Below are 21,138 nucleotides of genomic sequence, written 5' to 3'. Positions count from 1 at the left end.
ATCGTTCTGAAAACAGAACGATCGATAGGCTGCCGGCCATGGAACCCGACGCCGCGGCCGCCGTCGGCGCCCGGCTGCGCGCGACCCGCCAGGCCAGTGGCCTGTCGCTGGGCGCGCTCGCGGCGCGGGCCCGGGTCGGCAAGGGGTCGCTGTCGGAGATCGAGAACGGCGCCCGCAACCCGACCCTGTCGACGCTCTACGCGCTCGCCGGGGCGCTCGGCGTTCCGCTCTCGACGCTGCTCGCCGAGCGTGGCGGTGCCGAGATCGCCTCCCCGGGCATCGGCGCGCGCCTGCTCGACGCGACCCGCCATCCCGACGGCACCACCGTCGAGGTCTACCTGCTGCACCTCGACCCGGGCGCCCGGCATGTCTCGACCGCGCACGGCCCCGGCGTCGTCGAGCACTTCCTCGTCACCCACGGCCGTGCCCGCGCCGGCCTGCCCGGCCAGGAGACCGAGGTCGGCCCCGGCGAGACCGCCGTGTGGGAGAGCAGCGCCGAGCATGGCTACCAGGCGCTCGGCCCCGCTGCCGTCGAGGCCGTCCTTACCATCCGCTCTCCGCCCCTCCCCGACCCGGACCGAGCCGGCTGAACGCGACATCGAGCGCCAGAAGCGCGAGCACCAGAAGCGGGCGCTGGAAGCTCGGGGGCGGCAACGCCCGAGCCCCTGAAGCCGCGAGGCCCCAGAGCCGCGAAGCCCTGAGGCCGCGAGGCCGCGAAGCCCCAAGAGCGGGGTAAGGCCCGGTGACGGGAAAGCCCCGGGTGGCCGGCCTCGATGGCCGGCCACCCGGGGCCTGCGCTCCATGCTCTAACCCGCGAGGGAGGCTCGCTTGCGGGCGAGGATGAGGGCGGTCGCGGCCGCGGCGACGGCGGTGACGGCGAGGGCCCAGCCGGTGGCGTACTCGGCGTGGCGGGTGGAGTGGCTGTTCTCGGCAGCCGTCAGGAAGATGGTGCCGACGGTGGCGATCCCGATGACCTGGCCGAGCTGCATGACGGTCAGCAGCAGGCCGCTGGCGTCGGGCGCGTTCTCGAACGGGACGTGCTGCAGGGCGACGGTCATGACGATCGGCATCACGCCGAGGCCCAGGCCGATCACGGCGGTGAGCACCTCGTAGCCGACGCCGCCGCCGGCGAGCGGGCCAACCCACAGGTAGGAGACCGCGGCCAGGGCGAACCCGGCCGGAACCAGGCGGCTGTGCCAGTGGCCCGGGAGCCGCTGCCAGTTGAGGCTGACCAGGGCGAACGCGGCGACGCACGGTATGAAGGCAAGCCCCGAGCCGAGCGGGCCCATGCCCAGGTCGCCCTGCAGGTGCAGCGTCGTGGTGAACAGGAACGCGCCCCAGGTTGCCGGCGCGAGCGTCAGCACGCCCATGGCTGGCAGCAGTCCGGGCGCGCGCACTACCGGGCCGGAGATCAGCGGCTGGCCGCCGCGGGCGGCGACGCGGCGTTCCACCACGGCGAACAGGCCGAACAGCACCACACCGGCGGCCATCGACGCGATGCACCACGCCGGCCAGCCCTCGTCGTGGCCGAGGATCAGGGGCAGCACGACGAGCAGTACGGCGGGGCTGATCACGAGCAGGCCTGGCAGGTCGAGGCTGACGCCGTGCCGCCCGCCGTCCCTGGGCAGGACGCGGGGGCCGATCGCGAGCAGCACCGCGCCGATCGGGACGTTGAGCAGGAACACCGGACGCCAGCCGGAGCCGAACAGGTCGGCGCTGACCAGCAGGCCGCCGGCCGCCTGACCGACCACGACGCCACCGGCGACGACGGCGGTGAAGAGGCCCAGCGCCCTGGCTCGGGCCGGGCCGGTGAACGTCCGCTGGATCATGCTCATGACCTGCGGGGTCATCAGCGCGGCACCGGCGCCCTGGACGAACCGGAATCCGATCAGCGCACCGGAGCCGGGCGCGAGGCCGCAGGCGCCGGAGGTGACGGTGAACACGGCGAGCCCGACGAGGAACGTCGACCGATGCCCGAGCATCGCGCCGAGGCGCGCGCCGGTGATCAGCAGCACCGCGTAGGAGAGCACGTAACCGGCGACGATGAGCTGCAGACCGGCGTCGGAGGTGCTCAGGTCGGTGCGCAGCGTCGGCAGGGCGACGTTGACGATGCTGACGTCCAGGATCGCCATGAACTGGCCCAGGAGAAGTACCGCGAGCGCGAGCCCGCCGCCGCGTCGGGCCGGTGTCGGGGCCGGGGCTGAGACCGGGGCCGCGGCCTCGCCGGTCCGGGTGCTCTGGGCCGGGAGCTGGAGGTTCGGGGCGAGGCGGAGTTCCGGCGGTTGGGAACGAGGCTGGGCCGTGGGTTGCTGAGGTGCGCGGGGGGGGACGAGCTGCAGGTCCGCGGGGGTGCGGGCCTCGACTGGCCCGCCCGGGGCCGGGTTGGGCACCTGATGCCCGGCCATCTCGGTCGTCTCTGTCATGGTTGTCAGCCTGCGCCCCGATGGATACCAGTAACGAGAGCCTGCTCATACTGGTACTGACAGCACCAGGCACGGCGGACCGTCGTCAGGCAACCTGGAGGGCGTGAGCATGGCGCAGCCGATGGAGATCGAGCACCCGCCCACGGCGCCCCGGCAGCGGCGGCCGGGGGAGCGGCCCCTTGGCGAGGCACGGCGGCCCGGGACGCTGGCGAACGAGCGCCGCGCGGAGCTGGGGTCGTTCCTGCGCAGCCGGCGTGAGCGCGTCACCCCCGAGGACGTCGGCATGCCGCCCGGCCCCCGCCGGCGCACTCCCGGGCTTCGCCGCGAGGAGGTCGCCCAGCTCTCCGGCGTCGGCGTCACCTGGTACACCTGGCTCGAGCAGGGGCGGCCGATCAACGCCAGCGTCCAGGTGCTCGGCGCGGTGGCGCGGACGCTGCGGCTCGACGTCGCCGAGCGCGAGCACCTGTTCCGGCTGGCCGACGTGCCACAGACGGCGGCCGCCCCGGACGAGCCGCAGGAGGCGACGCGGGACCTGCGCGTCATCCTGGACGGCCTCGACCCGCTGCCGGCCTCGCTCGTGAACGCCCGCTCCGACGTGCTCGCCTGGAACGACGCCTACGCGGCGATGTTCCCGCACATCGTGAACGCCCCGGCCGCCGAGCGGAACTCGATGTGGTTCATGTTCACCGCGCCGGCGGAGATCAACCCGGTCCTGAACCTCGACGAGCAGGCCCCCGAGGGCGTGGCCGTGTTCCGTTACCGCTACAGCCAGCACCTGGGTGACCCGGAGTGGCAGGACTTCGTCCACCGGCTCTGCGCCGCGAGCCCCCTGTTCGCCCGCCTCTGGGCGACGCACAACGTCGCCCCGCCGCGTCCCTGCAACAAGCGCTTCCGCTTCCCGGAGGTCGGCGAGGTCACGACGCGGGCGACCCATCTCGACGTCGGCACGCTGCCCGGCGTCCGCATGGTGGTCTACACGCCGATCGACGACGTCAGCCGTGACCGCCTTGCCGAGTTGCGGGCTCGCGCCACGGCCGCGGGCGGCATCCAGGACTGACCGGCGCACAGGCCGCGCCCGCCGTGGCGCTGGCGCGGGTCGGGTCCGGCGCGGGTCGGGTCTGGCGCGGGTCGGGTCTGGCGCGGGTCGGGTCTGGCGCGGGTCGGGTCTGGCGCGGGTCGGGTCTGGCGCGGGTCGGGTCTGGCGCGGGTCAGCGGATCTCGTCGATGTCGGGGTCGCCGCCGCCGCGGGACTGAGGGCGATCGGCGACCGTCACCATCTCGTCGGCGGTCAACTCGAAGCCGAAGACGTCGAGGTTGGCCCGCTGGCGGGTGGGCGAGGACGACTTCGGGATGGGGACGACTCCGCGCTGAAGGTGCCAGCGCAGGACGACCTGGGCGGGCGTGACCCGGTGACGTTCGGCGATCACGGCGAGGGCCGGGTCGGACAGCAGGGCCGTCTTGCGGGCCAGCGGCTGCCAGGCCTGGGTGACGATGCCGAGCCCGGTGTCGTGGGCGAGCTGGGCGTCCTGGGTGAAGTACGGGTGCAGCTCGACCTGGTTGACGGCGGGAACGACACCGGTCTCGGCGACGAGCCGGCCGAGGTGCGCGGGGGTGAAGTTCGAGACGCCGACAGAGCGCACCAACCCGTCGTCGCGAAGCCTGATCATGGCGCGCCAGGAGTCGACGTAGCGGTCCAGTCGAGGTAGTGGCCAGTGGATGAGGAAAAGGTCCACGTACTCGAGCCCGAGCCGCCCGCGCGACTCCTCGAACGCGCGCAGGGCCGGTTCGTAGCCCTGGTCGGCGCCGCGCAGCTTGGTCGTCACCACGATCTGCTGCCGCCCGACACCGCTGGTCGCGATGCCCTCGCCGACGGCGTCCTCGTTTCCATACGCGGCGGCGGTGTCGACGAGCCGGTAGCCCGCCTGCAGCGCGGCCCGGACCTCGGCCGCCGGATCCGCCATCTTGTACGTCCCGAGTCCCACCACCGGCAGCTCATGGCCGTCGTTCATCACCCGCGTCGGCACCGTCGCCATACCGCGACCCTCCCACCGCGCGGGCCACGGCCGCGCCTCGGGTCGCCCGCGGTGAGTGTCCGCCGGGCATGCGGAAGGTCCGCGCGGATCCCACGTCCTCCGATCATGGCGCGTTTCGTGTGCCAGCGCGGTAAATTTATGGCGCTAGGAATGCCCGAGGAGGGACCTGCGATGCGATCCGATCCCTGTGCGGTGGTCCCGGGCGTCGTCGACCCCGATCCCACCGGCATCGGCTATGTCGACTCAGGTCTCATCGACCTGCGCGCCGTCGACCTCGTTCAGCTGCTTGACGAGCAATGTTCGCCGGATTCGGCGCTCGGCCGCTCGGTGGCACGGGTTCTCGCCATTGCCGCGAATCTGGACGAGGACACGTCCGGATTTCAAAGCTCGCTCTGAGATCAGCGTCACCGTGCTGCCTCTCGCCGGGTCAGCGCCCATGCCTGGTCGGCGGGCCGCATCTGTCGAATGGCCGCGTGATCTTCTCGATGTCGCCGAGCTACAGGCCGGCGGCTGGCGGCCGGTCCCGATCCGGCAGTTCGTCGTCAAGATACACAGTCGGTGCAACCTGGCCTGCGACTACTGCTACGTCTATGAGATGGGCGACCAGACCTGGCGGGACCAGCCGCGGGTGATGCCACCGGCGGTCATCGACGCGGTGGTGCGGCGGATCGCCGAGCACGCCGCCACGCACCGGCTGGCGCGCGTCCACGTCGTGCTGCACGGCGGTGAGCCGCTGCTCGCGGGCAAGGAGACGCTGTGCTCCTTCGCGGCGGCGCTGCGTCGGGCCGTCGCGCCTCCGACGCAGGTCGTCGTGACCATCCAGACCAATGCCGTCCAGCTGGACGAGTCCTTCCTGCGCGCTCTCGTGTCGCACGACATCGGCGTCAGCGTGAGCTTCGACGGCACGGCCGGCAGCGACCACCGGCGCTTCGCCGGCGGCGCCCCCAGCGGACCCGCGGTCGTCCGTGCCCTGCGGTTGCTCGGCGAATTCCGCTTCCGACGGATATTCCGTGGAATTCTTAGCACCATCAGCCTCGACACCGATCCGGCGGCCACATTCGACGAGCTCGCGGCGTTCGGCGCACCGCGGATCGACTTCCTGCTTCCGCATGGGAACTGGACCACGCCACCACCCGGTCATGGCGGCGACGGCCGGGTGGTGCCCTATGGCTCATGGCTGGCTCGCGCCTTCGACCGCTGGTATGACGCCCGGCCGTGCCCGACCGACGTCCGTCTGTTCTCCGAAATCATCAACCTGCTGCTCGGCGGTCAGAGCCGGTCCGAATCGCTAGGACTGACGCCGGTCGATCTCGTCGTCGTGGAGACCAACGGCGCTCTTGAACAGGTTGACACTCTGAAGTCGTCATATCCGGGTGCCGCCGCGACCGGTCTGACGGTCACTGGGCACTCCTTCGACGACGTCCTCGCCCATCCTGGGATCGCGGCACGTCAGCTCGGTGTGGCGGCGCTCGCGCCGGTCTGCCAGGACTGCCGGGTGCGTGATGTCTGCGGTGGTGGCTATTACCCACACCGTTACCGGGCGGGCAGCGGATTCCGTAACCCTTCGGTGTACTGCGCCGATCTCCTGGCGCTGATCGAGCATGTTCGCGGGCGGGTCGCTCAGGATCTCAGAGCGGCACCTCCGGCGGTGGGCCGGTGACCGGCGGCACACACCGCATCTCCATCGCCGAGTTCGACGCTCTGGCCTCGGGGGACGGCGGTGCGACGGGCGCGCTGCGGGCGGCCGAGGGCAGCCTGCGCCTGGTGCTGTTGCGCACAGTCGTGGACACCGCCCGCCGGCTCCGTCCGCTGGACCTCACCGAGAGCGGTGCCGAGACCGCCTTCGATCTGATCGCCGAGCTACATCGGGCGCATCTGGCGACGATCACGACTCTGCTGCTGCATCCTCCGCTTGGTACGTGGGGCATGCTCTGCCTCCGCCGCCTGGGCGCTGCCGGCGCCGGCGACGGGGACGACGCCGCTGGCACCGGCACCGGCACCGGCCGAGGCGCGCCATCGCTCGCGGTCGACCTCGGCTACCTCGGCGGCATGGCCGCCTCGGCCGCGGTGCGGGTCGGCGCGTGCTTCGAGGTGCGGGTGCCGGCCCGCGCCGGGCTGGTGCACCTTCCGGGCCTGGGAGCCGCGGCCGTGGGCCGCGACGGCTGGTACGTCATCCGCGGCGGACCGGCCGGGGCCACGGTGGATGGGCCTGGTCTCGACGGCGAGCGGCCGATCCAGGCGGGTTCGGCTGACGCCCGCTGGTTGCCCGTCCGGCGACTGCGGACAGCGGCGGATGGCCTGGAGATCGACCTCGCTCTGGACGACCTCGACCCCTATCGCGGCTTCGGCGGCCTGCCGTCGCATCCCCGTCTCGACGAGGCCACGGCGGCACGGTGGGAGCACTTCCTGGCGCAGGCGTGGCGGCAGCTGGTCTGTCACCATCGGCCGCGCGCCGAGGTGATCCGCGAGTTGGTCACCTCCGTGGTCCCCCTGCGTTTCGGCCCGACGGGGCAGGAGACGAGCGGGACGTCGGGGCACGCGTTCGGTGCCATGGCGTCCACCACCCCGGTGAGCGGGCCGGCGCTGGCGCTGGCGCTGGTACACGAGGCGCAGCACGGCAAGTTGGCGGCACTGTCCCATCTGGTCAACCTGGTGGATGGGCCGTCGCCCGCCACCTGCTATGCGCCGTGGCGGCCCGACCCACGGCCAGTGGGGAACCTCCTACAGGGCTGCTATGCCTACCTAGGCATTGTCGATTACTGGAGGATGCGACGAATAACTCTGCGTGACATCGATGCTGATCGCGCGCTGTGCCGACATGCCGACTTCGAGTTCGCCCGCTGGCGACGGGCCGTGTGGACGGCGATGGACACGGTGGCCGGGTCCGGACGGCTTACCGCGCTCGGCGAACGGTTCGTCGCGGGCATGCGGGCCCGTCTCAGGCCGATGCTCGACGAACCGGTCCGGCCGTGGGTCGAGTGCCTCGCCGACGACGTCGCCGCGAGCCATCGGGCGGGGTGGCAGCTACGCAACGTCCGACCGGACGAGGCGGCGATCGAACTGGCCGCCCGGGCGTGGCGGGCCGGCGCGCCGTGTCCTCGGGACATGCCGCGCGGGCGGGTGACCCCCACCGCCGAACGGGAGGTCGACGACGTCCGCCTCGAACTCGCGTATCAGCGCATCCGCGATCCCGACGGGTTCGAGAAGCAGGCATCGGAGCCCGCTCGGCTGGCCGCGGCCGCGGCGGCGGTGGCCAGTTCCGGCGACGTGCTTCTCATCGCCGGGCGCCATGCCGAGGCGGCCGTCCGCTATGCCGCGGAGATCCGCGAAGACGGTTCGGCGGGCGCCTGGGAGGGACTGGCGGTGGTGAGCGGGCGACTGGACGAGGCCGCGCCGTTGCATCGCTGCCCAGCGCAGCTCGCCGCGCTGCACGCGGAGATCCGGCGGACGCCGAGCCGCCCGAACCTGGTCGCGCCGAACCCAGACGCGCCGAACCCAGCTGCACCGAACCCGGTCACGCTGGCGCATTGGATCGCGTGGTGACCGATTCGGGACCTGCGGCCTCCGGGACCTCCACGCCGAAACAGGCGCTGACGCCCGCCGCGCGCGTATACGCCAGACCGGCGGCAGCGGCCCGATAACCTCAACCGGGCGATCGGCCCCTCGTGCCTAGAGCGGCGGCGGCTCGAAGTCGAAGTCGACCCGGCGGCCCGCCGCGGCCGCCTGAACGTCCGGATGATCCGGGCCGAGTACCGCCGTGTACTGCTGGAGCGCCTCCGCCTGGCGCTGCTCGGCCTCCTCGGTCTTGCCCAGCGCACTCAGGTCGAGCGACAGGTTGGCCGCGCAGGCGATCGTGTGCGGATGCTGCTGACCGAGCCGCTTCTCCAGCCCCGCGAGGGCCTCCTCGTCGAGCTGCCGTGCCCGCTCCCAGTCGCCCAGCTCCGCGTGGACGTTGGCGAGGTTGAACACGCAGGTCAGGGAGTAGTGGTGCGTCTGGCCCAGGCTCGTCTCCAGGCCCGCGCGTGAGGTCTCCAACAGCTCTCGGGCCGCGGCCACCTCACCGAGCTGGCGCTGCACCAGGGCGAGGTTCAGCGCGCACCCGTGCACGTACGGATGGCTGGGGGCGAGTGACTCCTTGTAGCGCGCCACCGTCTCCATGATCACGTTGGCCGCCTCCTCGAGCTCGTCCCTGGCCCGCAGGGCGTTGCCGAGGTTCATGCCCGCCGCGAGGCGGTCGAGGTGCCGCTTGTCGTAGGTGCGCTCGTACTTCTCGTGCACCTCCTTGCCCAGGTCGAGCGCGGACTCGAACTCACCGGCCTTGCGCCGCGCGACCGAGAGGTCCTTGGCCGCCAGCAGCACCCACGGGTGGGTCTCGGTGAACCGCCGCCCACCGGATTTCAGCAGGACCTGGTATCGCTGGTAGGCCTGCTCGGCGGTCTTCCGACCGGCGACGTAGTCGCCGGCCTGCCGCATGTCCCGCGCCCAGGCGCTGAGCGAGAAGATGACGGACGGGTGATCGTCGGCGCCGTAGAAGTCGAGCCGATCCTGGTAGGTCTTCTCGTCCAGCTCGCGTGCGCGTCGGTACTCGCTGTTGAGGCCACAGTCGACGGCCAGGTTGTTGGCGATGTTGAACGTTCTGGGATGTTCGGCGGTGAAGATCCGCAGATGGCGCGCGAGCGAGTCCTCATCGAGGTCGCGCGCCGCCGCGAACTCGCCGCGGACCCGCAGGTCGGCACCATGTCCGCTGGTGACGATGAGAGTGTCCTCGTCCTCGTACCCGAGGGTGTCCCGCATTCGGTCGAGGGTGGGCCGACGCAGGTTGTAGGCCTCCGAATAGTGGCCAAGCTGCCAGAGGACGTCCGTTTTGAGGGCACGCATCCGCAGTACGTCCCGCTCGTCCTGACCGGGGTCGGCGGTCCACTGGTCGATCGCCAGCTCCACCAGTTGCCGGCAGGTGGTGTAGTCACCGGTCTCGTAGAGGTACTGCACCATGTTGGAGAACAGCCGCCGGACCCTGGGGTGGGCGCTGGACACGACCTCGGCTGGGATCACGTGCGCCAGCAGTTCCTCGTACCTCGGCCAGTTGGCCGGGTCGCTGGCGTCCAGTGGGTCCGCGGCGGCCAACAGTTCGTGAACCTCACGCTGCATGCCGGCGGACTGCTCCTCGTCGAGTTCTTCGCGGATGAGTCTTTGGATGAGGCGATGGACCTGCACCGACTTGTTCCGGTTGTCGATGCGGGCGAGGGCGTAACGTCCCAGCTCGCGCATGGCGCGACTGACCAGGATCGGATCCTCGAGGGACGCCCGTAGCGGTGAGTCGATCACGGACCGGCCGCGGTCGAACACGTCACGCGGGATCGGCTCCGGACCGAAGAAGGCACATCGGCGCAGAAGGTCCATGGCGAACGGCAGCTGCTCGCTGAGACGGCTCACCGACAGCGCCCAGGCGGCGGCGACCGGAACCGGGTAGTCGGAGGGCGGGTTCTCCGCCAGCAGCTTGCTCGCCTCCTTCGCGAGCAGCCGCAGGTAGTCCTCCACTCGCATGCCGGTCTCGGCCTGCAGAGCGCCGGCCTGCTCCAGCGCCAGCGGGAGGTCGCCGAGCTCCACGGCCAGGCGGTCCGCGTCGTCCGTGCCGATGCCTGGTACGCGGCGCTTCAGGAAGGCCAGGCTCTCGTCACGGTCGAACACGTCCACCTCGACGACGTCCGCCTGGCTCTCCCAACGATGGTTACGGGAGGTCACCAGCACGTGCCCCGGCGAGTGGGTCGTGCCCTCGATGAGCTGCGGGATCAGCTCCCGAATCGTCTCCGGCTGGTCGGCGTTGTCGAAGATGAGCAGCCAGCGCGCGTAGGGCCGGCCGGTGCGCAGCGCGTCCAGCACCGCGGGCACCACGTCCTCGAGCCGGCCGGCCGCGACACCGGTGAGACCCAGCCGGGGCGCCAAGCCGGCGAGCGCGGAGCGGGCCAGCGGCTGCTGGTCGGCCGACACCCACCACACCAGGTCGTAGTCCTCGGCGTACCGGTAGGCGTATTCAATGGCGAGCTGCGTCTTTCCGACACCCCCGAGCCCGTGGAGGGCATGCGGGAGAACAGCGGTGACCTTCCCGGTGAGCCGCTCCCGAAGATCGGCGAGAAGCGTCTCCCGGCCGGTGAAGTTCTTGTTTCGTTGGGGGACGCTTCCCCAGACGGACGGCACGCCGCGGGTCACCGGCGCGGTCGTATCCACCATCTCCGTCACGGGGGCCCCCGGCTGCTCGTTCAGATCCAGATGATGCATGATGATACGCTGGCGCGTCCCCCTAGCAACGGCTAGGCAGGCGCGGCCGCGCGAGTTTCGCCACCTGCTTTTCAGTACCGGCCGAGGAGAGCCGCCGTGCCTGACATGGACCGGTCCTGACGGAGGATAGCCAGTCACCGCGGCTAGGGGCGAAGGTTGCCATGTGGATGAGAAACGGCTCCTCGTGCATGGCCGCAGGTGCCTCTCCGCGCGGCGACTGTTGACCAGGGGGGTCCGCAGCAGTCTTATCAGGCCCGCTGCATGACCTGTCAAACGGACGTGCCCCAAGCCCGCGATCCAGGTACCGCCGCGGCGCGGGAGGCACCGTCGACGGGTGATTCCGCCGCACGATCCTGGAACGGCCGGACGAGCGACGGCCTGGGCAACATGTCGGTAATGTCGCGGCCCGAGAAATGGGCGGGAGAGCTGTCGTCAAGGGCGCAAGGCGCACGACCGCGTACCTCGTGCGAGCGGTGGCTCGAAGCGCGTCCGAGCCCAGTTGACACGGCATGCAGCAGACCTGATAAGACTGCTGCGGACACCCAGAGTCAACAGCCGCGAGGCGGGGTCGCGGTCGATGATGAGCTTGTGTCCGATCAGGTGCCGGTTGGCACGTCGAGACATGGTAGGGCGGGTATAGCGGTGAGGGGGATGCGCGGACCTGTTGCGGGCGGCCCACTTCGCGCCGCATCCGCGCCCCCCGCGACGGCCGGTCGGCGCGCCGACCGCCGCGCGGCGCCGACCGGCCGGGAACCTGACGCGAAGGGTTCGTGGCGGCGGAGCGGAACGTGACGACCCTCCCGGCGTCCGTGGTTGGTCCCTATGTCGGCGCCCGCCCATATCAGACGCATGAGCACCGGATTTTTCACGGTCGGGCGGCCGCGTCGCAGGAACTGGTCGACCTGTGCGCGGACAACAGGGTCGTCGTGGTACATGGCCCGTCGGGTGTCGGCAAGACGTCGCTGGTACAGGCCGGTGCCATGCCGTTGTTGCAGGCGCGTGGCGTCGACGTACTTCCCGTAGGGCAGGTGACGGGCCGGCTGTCGGTGCCGTTGGCGGCCATGCCCGAACACAACCCCTACATCTTTGCCCTGCTGTCATCCTGGTCGCCGGCCGAGTCGCCGGGACAGCTGGTCGAGTTTTCGATCGCCGAGTTCGTCCGACGCCTGCGGGTATCACGGTATGTGGATGGTTCCCGGCCGATGGTGGCGGTCATCGACCGCCTGGACAGCGTCGTCAGTGGCAACGGTCGTGTGGGCGTCAATCGGCTGACGTTTTTCGACCAACTCGCCGAATTGATCGACGTTTTTTCGGACTTCCGCCTCGTCCTCTGTGTTAGGGATGAGTCGCTGCCCGCCCTGGAGCCATTCGTCGCGACCCTGGGTGGGCACGCGGCGATGACGTTCGGCGTGTCCCGCCTGGCTCCGCACGAAGCCTTCCAGGCGATTCTCGCGCCGACCGCCGGGACGGGGCGCTCCATGTCCGTCGACGCGGCCGAGGAGCTGCTGCGCGCGATACGCAGCGAGACGGCGACGGGGGCCTTCGCCACCCGGCGCCCGGTGCTCGCCGAGGCGGTCGAGCCGGTGTTGGTACAGATCGCCTGCCAGGCGCTCTGGGCGGCGCTGCCCGTCGACCTGACCATGATCGATGCCGACGACGTGCGCCGGCACGTCGACGTCGACGGGGCCATCGGCGCGTTCCTGGCCGCGGCGGTGACCGAGGTCGCCGACCTGTGCGGCGTGTCGGCGCCCCGACTGGGTGACTGGCTGCGCGTGGTGGCCCCGGGACAACCGGGTGAATCGCCGGGGTGGCGTCCGGAGGAGGAACGTCCCTCCGCGTCGGTGATCCGCGCACTGGTGGACCGGCATGTGATTCGTGTCGCGCCGCCGACGTCGGACGCTCCGGAGCCCCCCGGCGGGCGGCGTGACCCGACGCTGTTGAGCGGGCGGTTCCGCGGGCCGTCGCGTGACCTCGTCGTCCCCGGCGGGTCTGGAGCGGGCCGCCCGGCGACCGCGACGGTCTCGGCCCTCCTGGAGACAGCCGAGGCGGCGCTCGCCGACGACGACCTGATGCTGGCCGAACGCCAGGCTCTACGCGTGGTCGCCGATCCGCAGGCGGTCACGACCCGGGACCTGGGCCGCGCCGCGTCACTGCTCGGGGACGTGTACTTCCGCGGCGGGCGCCTCGACGAGGCCGGTGACAAGTACCGGCTCGCCGCGAACTACTACGAGATGGCGCAGGACCACGCGGCGGTCGGCTGGCTGCTCGTGGCGCAGGGGCGCCTGCTGCTCGAGACGGGGCAGTACGCGGGCGCGACCGCGCAGCTCGGCGCCGCGGTGGGGCGGCTGCCCTCCGAGCTCGTGGTGAAGATCGAGCTGGCCCGGGCGCTGCGGTTGGCGGGCAACCTGCGGGCGGCGGTGGCCTGCTTCGGCTCGGTACTCACCATCGCGCCGGACGCGGTCGAGGCGCTCGCCGGCCGTGGCGAGATACACGCCGCGCTGCGGGACTACGCCGACGCGCTCGACGACCTGGACAATGCGCTGCGGTTGCGTCCGGGCATCGGAACCCGGCCGACCGTGCGCACCGCGCGCGAGGCCGCGCTCGCCGGGCTGGGCCATGCGCGGGAGACGTCCGGCCAGCATCGGTGAGCCGAGAGCCAGCTGACGGCGGCCCCGTCGCGGGGTTGAGGTAGGGCGGCATCGGCGCCGGCGTAGTCACGATGGCGACGGCCGTGTCACTAAGGCCATCAGCCCCATTACCGTAGGCACAATGATGGTGTGCGGACCGTCCACACGCCTGACGGACTCGCCACGCCACGGGGGTGCTGTTGGCCGAGCCAGCCTGTTTCTTCAGCTACGCGCACGCTGACGAGGATCAGGGCGGAGCCCAGCTTGGGCTGCTGCACAGGATGCTCTCCCAGGAGCTGCGCGTCCACGCCGGACGCGACATGCCCGTGTTCCGGGACCGTGACCATCTCGTGTGGGGTCAGGCCTGGGAGGAACGGATCAGCGGTGCTCTCGACACCGCCAGCGTGCTGGTGCCCATCATCTCGCCGAGCTACCTGGCGAGTGCGCAGTGTGTCGCGGAGCTTCGGCGGTTCCTGAGCCGGGAACGGCGGCTTCATCGCGCCGGTCTGGTTCTGCCGATCTACTGGATCGACATCGGCTCGTTGGAGCCCGCGGACCATGGGGCCGTCCACGACGTGGTCGCGGTACTCGCCGGCCGGCAGTACGAGGACTGGCGGGATCGCCGCTTCGACGTGGCGCGGCAACGCGAGCATGTCGCCGCGCTGGCCCGGCGGATCCTCGCCGCCGTCGCGGAGGACGGCGACCGGCCGCCCGCCGGGGGCGGCGCGCGCGGTGGGGGAGCCGGTCCCAGGCCCGGCCTGGATGGCACGCCTCGCGCCCTGGCGGGTCCCGTCGCCGTGGCCGTGCCTCCCTCGGGCTCCGATGGGGCGGATCCCGCCGCGGCCGCCGATGCCGCTGGACGGGCCCTGACTGGACCGGAAGGCCCGGCCGAGCCCGTCGATCCGGCCGAGTCCGCCGTCCGGTCGGCCGTGACCGTGCTGCACCTGCCGAACCTACGGATCGGCGACGGCGAGGCCTTCGTCGCCGGCCCGGGGCAGACCGGCGCGCCGCTGCGGGCCCTCGGCCGCGACCTCGTCGACGACGTCCGCCGGATGGCCGACGAGGCGGGGCACGGGCCGGACCTCGTCGTGGTCACCGGCGACCTGACGGCGAGTGCGCGCAGGCCGGAGTTCACCCAGGCCGCGACGGTGCTCGCCGACCTCGCGGAGGCGCTGGACATCCCGCGCGAGCACGTCGCGATCGTGCCGGGCCCCCGGGACGTGAACCACGACCTGTGCCGTGGCTACTTCGCGAGCTGCGCCGGCGACGACGAGGAACCCGAGCCTCCGTTCTGGCCGAAGTGGAAGCACTACCGAGCCCTGCTGACCGCGTTCTACCCGGACACGACCGACTGCGGATTCCTGGTCGACCAGCAGTGGTCCCTGTTCGAGATGCCGCGGCTCTGGGTGGCCGTCGCCGGGCTCAACACGACCTTCGCGACCACCCATCTGACGTCGCCACCGGCGACGCTGGGACCCCGGCAGGAGCGCTGGTTCGACGCCGCGCTGGCCCCGTACGAGCAGCGCGGATGGCTGCGGATCGGCATCCGCCATCACGCGCCCGAACCGCCGCGCGGCGGTGACGGTCGTCCCGGGCCCGCGGCCGGGGCGGACTCGACGCCCGAGGGCGGGCGGCTCAACCTGCTGCTACACGGCGAGCCGGAGAGTGCCGACACCCGGGCGTTCACGTCGCCGCCGTCGCCGACGACACCGGCCGGCCCGCTCGCGCTGGGCGCTGTCCCGGACCGGCCGCTGCCCGCGGGCGCCGGCCATTACCAACTCGTCCGCGTCGACGCGGACGGCCTGCGGCGGATCGGCCGGACGTACCAGCCGGGGCCGGCGGGGTGGGCCCCGACGGGCGAGGACGAACGGGCCGGGCCGGCGAGCGTGCGGCGGGCATGGCGCGACGTCGGGACGGCACTGCCCCGGCGTGCCGGCACGACCTCCACCCGGCCGACCCCGGCATCCCTCCCCGGTCCGGACGCCCCATCCGCCCCGGCCGACCTGCCGGCTCTGGCCGTCGAGACGGCAGAGGCCGATGGATTTCTCGCCCGCGTCGTCGAGGCCACCCGACTACGGCACTCCGCCGCGAAGGTGACGATCCTGCGCACCTCGCCCGGAGACGCACCGTACCTTCGCGTCGCGCGGGAACGGGACGGGGTCATCGCGCAGATCGCGGTCGGCGTCTACGAGCACGGCATCGACGAGGCCGGGCTGTGGGACTTCGTGGACGGCGTTCACCGCGCGTACTCCGCCGCCGATCCGAACGTCGTCTCCGAGCTGGTCTACGGCGGCCCGCGCGCGGCCGACGACCTGGTCGCCGCGGCCAGCCGGCGGGGTGTCCGACTGACCAGCTTTCCGGAATATCAGGGGCTGTACGACCTGAGGCCCTATCAGGCGCGGCAGGCCGCCCGCCTGGCCGCCGACGCGCGATACCCGCCGTCGTTGTACGTCGCCCAGCGGCTGCGTCGCCTCGAGCCCGGCGGCGATCGGATCGCGAACGACGCGGTCGACCAGGTCATCGGCTGGCTGGTCGGCGACGGCGCCAGAGTGGTCGTCCTGCTCGGTGGAGCGGGCCAGGGAAAGACGTTCCTGCTTCGCCAGGTCGCCCGAGCGCTTCCTCATCGCTACCCGCACCTGACGCCCGTGCTCATCGACCTGCGTGGCCATGAGAAGGCCCACTCGCTCGACGAGCTGGTCGCCGCGCACTTCATCGCCGCGGGGGAGGAGCAATTCGACCGTCGGCGGTTCCAGTACCTGCTGCGGACCGGACGGCTCGTGCTGCTGTTCGACGGATTCGACGAGCTTTCCTTCCGCGTCACGTACGAGAAGGCCGCGGAGCACCTCGACCGCCTGCTGGCCGGCGCGACGGGGGAAGCGAAGATCGTCATCACCAGTCGGCTCGAGCACTTCCGCTCGACCGACCAGGTGCGGACCGCGCTCGCGCGCCGGGTCGAACTGGAGCCGGGAAGCCGCCTGGCCCGGCTGGAGGAGTTCACCGAGGAACAGATCCTGGCCTTCCTCACCAACCTGTTCAGCGATCCCGACACCGCCGATGACCTCGAATCCGGCGACGCCGGTTCCGACGCGGCCCCCGGCACCGCCCCCGACCCTTCCCTCGGCCCTTCCCCCGGCCCCGGTCGCCTGGCCGAGCGGCGCGCGCGGGAATGCCTCGCGGCGATCCGGTCCGCGCACGATCTGGTGGCCCTCGCCCGCAACCCCCGGATGCTTGGTTTCGTCGCCACCCTCGACCCCGACCGGCTGCTGCGGGTCGCCACGCCCGGGGACGGATCCGACGCGGCCGGGCTCTACCGGGAGCTGGTGTCGGCCTGGATCGACGTCGAGGTGGCCCGCGCTCGGCCACCCGGCGCGGCCGAGACGCTCGGCGCCGTCCAACGTCGGCGGATGGTGACGGTGCTCGCCGTGCGGATGTGGCGGGACGGCGTTGGCACCGTCAGCCTCTCCGAGCTCACCGGCACCGCCGCCGAGACCCTGGCCGCGCTGTCCGACGCGGTGCTGGAACCCGACCATGCCGCCCACCTCGTCGGCTCGGGGACGCTGCTGACCCGCGGAGAGGACGGACGTTTCGGGTTCGTGCACGACTCGGTGGCCGACTACCTGGTCGCCGCCGAGCTGGCGACCGAGCTGGCCGGCGGCGGCCGGCCCCGCCTGCTGGCCCTGCGCGAGATGTCCCCCCTGATGGTCGAGTTCCTCGCCGCCGAGGCCGGTGGCGACGCGGCGCTGGCCTGGGCGCGGTCCGTGCTGGACGCGCCCGGGACGTCGGGACCCGAGCGGACGAACGCGTTGGCGGTGGCGCGCCACCTCGGCGCGCCGGTCCCGGCGGCCACCGGGCTGGCCCGGGGCCGGCACGAGGGCCTGGACCTGTCCCGCCGCGAGCTGCGCGGCGTCGAGCTGACCGGGTCGACGCTCGCCGACTGCGTCGTCAGCAACGCCGACCTCACCGGGTCGGACATGGCCGGCCTCACGGCGCTCGGCTCCGATTTCACGGGGGCCTGTCTCGCCGGTGCGCGGCTCGCCGGTGCCCGGTTCGAGTACTCACGGCTCGTCGGCGCCGACCTCAGCGGCGCCGACCTGACCGGCGCCACGTTCGTCGGCTGTTCGTTGGTCGGCGCGGTGGTGACGGGTTCTCGCTGGGACGGCGCGGCCCTCGTCGGAACCGACCTCGACGAGCGGGTCGCCGGCAGCCCGGAGCTCGCCGCCGCCGCCGTCGTCGGCCGCGACGCGGCCACGGTGGGTGTCGCCCCCCAGCCGGGTGCGCTGGATCTCGCGTTCACCGCGGACGGTGGCCGGCTGCGCGCCCTCACCGCCGACGGCACGACCGTGACCTGGGACCGCGGCACCGGGGCCGCGTCGACGCCGAGCGCCGTGCCGACAATCGCTGCCGTGCCACTGGCGGCGGCCGTGCCACTGGCGGCGGCCGTGGCGCCGTCGACACCCGCGGGACCGCCGACGGTCGGCCTCGCGCCGGCGCCGCGAGCGGTGCTGGCGCCGGACGGCCAGCGGGCGGCGGGACACGTCGACGGCAGGCCGCAGGTCGTCGACCTGACCACCGGGGCCTGCCGGGCGATGAGCGGCGCCGACCAGACCGCGCGGATCTTCTCGTTCAGCTCGGACACGAGCCTGCTGGCCGGCGGTGGGCAGGACGTGGTCACGGTGTGGGCGGCCGGCACCGGCGATGTCATCGTTCGCCTCGCCGCGCCCCGCGGCGGCGCGACGGCCGTCGGCTTCCAGCCCGGCGGGGCGCTGCTCGCGGCGGCGGGCGCGGCGGGAGAGCTGGTGGTCTGGGAGGCGGTCACAGGCCTGGAGCGAGCCCGCCTCACCACACCGGAAGCGGCTGTGGTGGCGCTGGCCTTCGCGCCCGACGGTCGGCTCGCGTATCTACACGAGGACGGCCGGGTCGGCCTGGTGAACGTTCTCGACGGCCGGGCGGAGGCGTCGCTGATCGGCTCGGTGGGTCCGGCGGGCGGCCTGTGTGTCAGCCCCGACGGCACCCTCCTCGCCGCCGGTGGCGCGCAGGGCCTGCTGGTCTGGGACCTCGCCGACGGATCGCCGCGGGCCCGCCTCGTCGGCCATGCCGGCCGGGTGTCGGCGGTGACGTTCTCGCCCGACACCGAGCTGCTGGCCTCGGCTGGTGACGACGGCACCGTCCGGGTGTGGACCGTCCGTTCGCGTGAACGGCGGAAGATGGTCGCGGCTGGCGGCGGGGCCGTCCTCTCGCTGGCCTGTCACCCCGACGGCTCGCAGGTTGTCGCGGGCGGCGTGTCGGTCCAGGTCTGGTCGACCGGGGTCGAAGGCCAGCTGGAGCGGATGGCGGACGGCACTCCGTGGGTGCGCTCGGTCGCCTACTCACCCGATGGCCGGTTCCTCGCTCACGGCGGCGACGACGGTGTGGCCGCCATCCGCCAGGTTCCGCGCCCGCTCGGCGGACAGCCCGGCGGACAGCCCGGCGAGGAGGGCCTGCCCGCCGCCCCCGAGGTCCGCCTGGAGGGCCACGGCGCGCCGATCCACGCCGTCGCCTTCTCGCCCGACGGTGCCCACCTCGCGACCGCGGGCCGCGACGGGACCGTCCGCCGCTGGGACACCGCCACCGGCGAGGAGGTGGGCCCGGCCCTCACCACTCCCTGGGCGCTGGCGGTCGCCTACGCGCCGGACGGCCGGCGGCTGGCGACCGGCGGCAGCGACGGCTGGGTCCGGATGTGGGACGTCGCCTCCGGACGTCAGCTGACCCGGCTGCGCAGCTATGCCTACTGGGTGCGAGCCGTCGCCTTCTCACCGGACGGAACGCAGTTCGCCAGCGGCGGCGACGGCGGCAGGGTCCGCCTGTGGGACGTGACAACCGGCCAGGAACGCGCCCGCCTGCTCGTCCATCCACCGGCGGTCGCCTGCCTCGCCTTCTCGCCGGACGGCACCCGGCTGGCCAGCGGTGGGCAGGACGGGACGGTCCGGGTCTGGGATCTCGACGGTGACCGGGAGCCCGCGGTCCTGTCCGGCCACGCCGAGTGGGTCTGGTCGGTCGCGTTCACACCAGACGGCACCGGCCTGTACAGCGGCGGCAGCGACGGCACGATCCGGCTCTGGCAGCTGCCGTTCACCCCCGCCGCGACGCTGGTCCACCTGCCGCCGGACGGCTGGGCCGTCCTACGCCCGGACGGGTCCTACAAGCTGCGGGGGGACCCCGGCGGCCGGCTCTGGTGGTCGGTGCGGGAACGCCGGTTCGAGCCCGGCGACCTGGATGGATACCTGCCCGCCGTCCGCCGCCTGCCGGACGACTCGCCGCTTGCCTGAGTTTCGCCGGGTGGGGCTCGGGGCGCCGGTTTGTCGGTGGTGTGACCTTTTCCATCGCCCCTTCACCGTCATGCCCCGGGAGCTGACCGTGAGGCACGGCATATGGGCACCCGTGAACACCGCGGTCGATGACAGGCCCACCACCGCTGACGGATCGTGGCAGATGGTCAAGCACATGGACAGCCTGAGCTGACACGCTTCGCGGCAGTGCTATCGATGTGTGTTGGTTGGGTGGGGCTATGGGCGCGGCGGTCTGCCACGATCCGCGTTCGCCCAGGGGTCGTGGTGGACGGCCACCCCGCCTGGGCGTGCCGGCCTCGGGTGGAATGACCCCGCCCTGGCCGCGATCGGCTGCCTGCGGCCGGTTCAGCCGTGTGCGTCCGAGCACCTTCTGTAGTCGATGTCCGAGGTCCCTCCAGGGGACGCCGGCGGCCGAGTCCCAGCTCGGTCGGACCCACGTCGGAGCCCTGGCTGCTCGGCTCTCGGCCCTGGTGTGGGTGGGGGAGGGCGTGCCTATGCTCCGGGCGGGAGGCTGACATGCGGTTGGGGATCCATATCGTCGGGTTCGATCATCCGGACGGGCCGGCGGGGCTGGGACCGCGGCTCGCCGACGTCGGCGCGGCCGCCGAGGCGGCCGGGGTGGGCTGGCTGTCGGTGATGGATCACTACTTCCAGATGGAGCCGCTTGGTGGGCCCGAGCACGCGATGCTCGAGTGCTACACGACGCTGGGCTTCCTCGCCGCGCACACGTCCACGGTCCAGATCGGGGCCCTCGTCGGCGGGGTCACCTACCGTCACCCGGGGCTGATGGCCAAGATCGCCACGACGCTCGACAACCTGTCCGGCGGCCGGGCGACGCTCGGGATCGGCGCGGCCTGGTACGAGCGCGAGCATCTGGGGCTCGGGGTTCCGTTCCCGCCGACGGCCGAGCGGTTCGAACGCCTGGAGGAGGCGCTACGGATCTGCCTGCAGATGTGGGACCCGGATGACAACGGGCCGTTCGAGGGCAGGCACTACCAGCTCGCCGAGACATGGTGCGTACCCGGTCCGGTCCGCACGCCCCATCCGGAGATCATGATCGGCGGGGGTGGCGAGCGCAAGACGCTGCGGCTCGTGGCGCGGTACGCCGACGCCTGCAACCTGGCGGCTGCGTCCGTCGAGGAGATCGCGCACAAGCTGGACGTGCTGCGCCGGCACTGCGACGAGGCCGGTCGCGACCATGCCGAGATCCGCAAGACGATCATCCACGTCGGGGGGCCGCCGCGCGAGGGTGACCTCGACGCCTTCGCTCACGGCATGGTCGACTACGCGAAGCTCGGCATCGACACCGTGATCGTCACCCCGCCAGGCCCCGAGCCAGCCGCCTGGATCGAGCACGAGGGCGCCGGCGCCGCTCGCCGCCTCGCCGACCTCGGCTGACACCTCTCGCCGCACCCGCGGTCACCCGCCTCCACTCATGATCGTCGCGGGTGTG

11 protein-coding genes are annotated in these 21,138 nt (G+C 72.5%); 8 read left to right on the top strand and 3 right to left on the bottom strand.

Translation table 11 applies throughout. The features are described from left to right. Positions 1–38: 38 nt before the first annotated feature. Entirely contained in the window at positions 39–590 is a 552-nt protein-coding gene (locus tag FRCN3DRAFT_RS0225670; RefSeq protein ID WP_007517390.1) for an XRE family transcriptional regulator, read from the top strand. A 216-nt stretch (positions 591–806) separates the two neighbouring features. Here the strand turns inward: FRCN3DRAFT_RS0225670 and FRCN3DRAFT_RS0225665 are convergent, their stop codons facing one another. Then, on the bottom strand, positions 807–2,423 hold the full coding sequence (locus tag FRCN3DRAFT_RS0225665; protein WP_007517387.1) for an MFS transporter: 1,617 nt from the start codon (positions 2,421–2,423) through the stop codon (positions 807–809). Between the two features lie 109 nt (positions 2,424–2,532). Here FRCN3DRAFT_RS0225665 and FRCN3DRAFT_RS0225660 point away from each other — a divergent pair, with 109 nt between their 5' ends. Further along, positions 2,533–3,480 carry a helix-turn-helix transcriptional regulator gene (locus tag FRCN3DRAFT_RS0225660; RefSeq protein WP_007517386.1) on the top strand — a complete coding sequence of 316 codons (948 nt, stop codon included), beginning with the start codon at positions 2,533–2,535 and terminating at the stop codon, positions 3,478–3,480. Positions 3,481–3,631: 151 nt separating this feature from the next. On the opposite strand, the gene FRCN3DRAFT_RS0225655 is transcribed toward FRCN3DRAFT_RS0225660, so the two are convergent. Next, entirely contained in the window at positions 3,632–4,456 is an 825-nt protein-coding gene (locus FRCN3DRAFT_RS0225655) for an aldo/keto reductase (RefSeq protein ID WP_007517385.1), read from the bottom strand. A 150-nt stretch (positions 4,457–4,606) separates the two neighbouring features. Here FRCN3DRAFT_RS0225655 and fxsA point away from each other — a divergent pair, with 150 nt between their 5' ends. Genes fxsA through FRCN3DRAFT_RS0225640 form a run of 3 tightly spaced genes read left to right on the top strand, consistent with a single transcriptional unit; the run spans position 4,607 to position 7,999 of the window. Beyond that, a complete protein-coding gene (fxsA, locus tag FRCN3DRAFT_RS54315) occupies positions 4,607–4,852 on the top strand; it encodes an FxSxx-COOH cyclophane-containing RiPP peptide (protein WP_157845260.1) in 246 nt (81 codons plus the stop codon). Between the two features lie 40 nt (positions 4,853–4,892). Beyond that, positions 4,893–6,116: an FxsB family cyclophane-forming radical SAM/SPASM peptide maturase gene (locus FRCN3DRAFT_RS0225645; protein ID WP_007517383.1), complete on the top strand. Its 1,224-nt coding sequence runs from the start codon at positions 4,893–4,895 to the stop codon at positions 6,114–6,116. Then, positions 6,113–7,999, top strand: coding sequence for an HEXXH motif domain-containing protein (locus FRCN3DRAFT_RS0225640; protein WP_007517382.1), 1,887 nt, complete (start codon positions 6,113–6,115; stop codon positions 7,997–7,999). The genes FRCN3DRAFT_RS0225645 and FRCN3DRAFT_RS0225640 overlap by 4 nt, the downstream gene beginning before the upstream one ends. Before the next feature lie 126 nt (positions 8,000–8,125). Here FRCN3DRAFT_RS0225640 and fxsT read toward each other — a convergent pair whose 3' ends face one another. Further along, positions 8,126–10,732 (bottom strand): FxSxx-COOH system tetratricopeptide repeat protein, encoded by a 2,607-nt coding sequence (gene fxsT, locus FRCN3DRAFT_RS0225635; protein WP_007517381.1) that lies wholly within the window; start codon positions 10,730–10,732, stop codon positions 8,126–8,128. 788 nt (positions 10,733–11,520) lie between these two features. Here fxsT and FRCN3DRAFT_RS0225630 point away from each other — a divergent pair. The 3 genes from FRCN3DRAFT_RS0225630 (at position 11,521) to FRCN3DRAFT_RS0225615 (ending at position 21,083) form a co-directional block, all read left to right on the top strand. After that, positions 11,521–13,380 (top strand): tetratricopeptide repeat protein, encoded by a 1,860-nt coding sequence (locus FRCN3DRAFT_RS0225630; RefSeq protein WP_007517379.1) that lies wholly within the window; start codon positions 11,521–11,523, stop codon positions 13,378–13,380. Positions 13,381–13,553: 173 nt separating this feature from the next. Further along, positions 13,554–19,664, top strand: a complete 6,111-nt coding sequence (locus tag FRCN3DRAFT_RS0225625; protein ID WP_007517378.1) for a pentapeptide repeat-containing protein — start codon at positions 13,554–13,556, stop codon at positions 19,662–19,664. 537 nt (positions 19,665–20,201) lie between these two features. Continuing rightward, on the top strand, positions 20,202–21,083 hold the full coding sequence (locus tag FRCN3DRAFT_RS0225615) for an LLM class F420-dependent oxidoreductase (RefSeq protein WP_007517374.1): 882 nt from the start codon (positions 20,202–20,204) through the stop codon (positions 21,081–21,083). Positions 21,084–21,138 lie beyond the last annotated feature (55 nt).

The organism is Pseudofrankia saprophytica, assembly GCF_000235425.2.
Taxonomy (GTDB): Bacteria; Actinomycetota; Actinomycetes; order Frankiales; family Frankiaceae; genus Pseudofrankia; species Pseudofrankia saprophytica.
The sequence above is the reverse complement of the archived record's forward strand: the minus strand, read 5'-3'. Positions and strand labels throughout refer to the sequence as shown.

What these genes read in the sequence shown, in the direction of transcription:
- FRCN3DRAFT_RS0225670 (WP_007517390.1), top strand. Translation starts at nt 39, where the DNA reads ATGGAACCCGACGCCGCGGCCGCCGTCGGCGCCCGGCTGCGCGCGACC.
- FRCN3DRAFT_RS0225665 (WP_007517387.1), bottom strand. Translation starts at nt 2,423, where the DNA reads ATGACAGAGACGACCGAGATGGCCGGGCATCAGGTGCCCAACCCGGCC.
- FRCN3DRAFT_RS0225660 (WP_007517386.1), top strand. Translation starts at nt 2,533, where the DNA reads ATGGCGCAGCCGATGGAGATCGAGCACCCGCCCACGGCGCCCCGGCAG.
- FRCN3DRAFT_RS0225655 (WP_007517385.1), bottom strand. Translation starts at nt 4,456, where the DNA reads ATGGCGACGGTGCCGACGCGGGTGATGAACGACGGCCATGAGCTGCCG.
- fxsA (WP_157845260.1), top strand. Translation starts at nt 4,607, where the DNA reads ATGCCCGAGGAGGGACCTGCGATGCGATCCGATCCCTGTGCGGTGGTC.
- FRCN3DRAFT_RS0225645 (WP_007517383.1), top strand. Translation starts at nt 4,893, where the DNA reads ATGCCTGGTCGGCGGGCCGCATCTGTCGAATGGCCGCGTGATCTTCTC.
- fxsT (WP_007517381.1), bottom strand. Translation starts at nt 10,732, where the DNA reads ATGCATCATCTGGATCTGAACGAGCAGCCGGGGGCCCCCGTGACGGAG.
- FRCN3DRAFT_RS0225615 (WP_007517374.1), top strand. Translation starts at nt 20,202, where the DNA reads ATGCGGTTGGGGATCCATATCGTCGGGTTCGATCATCCGGACGGGCCG.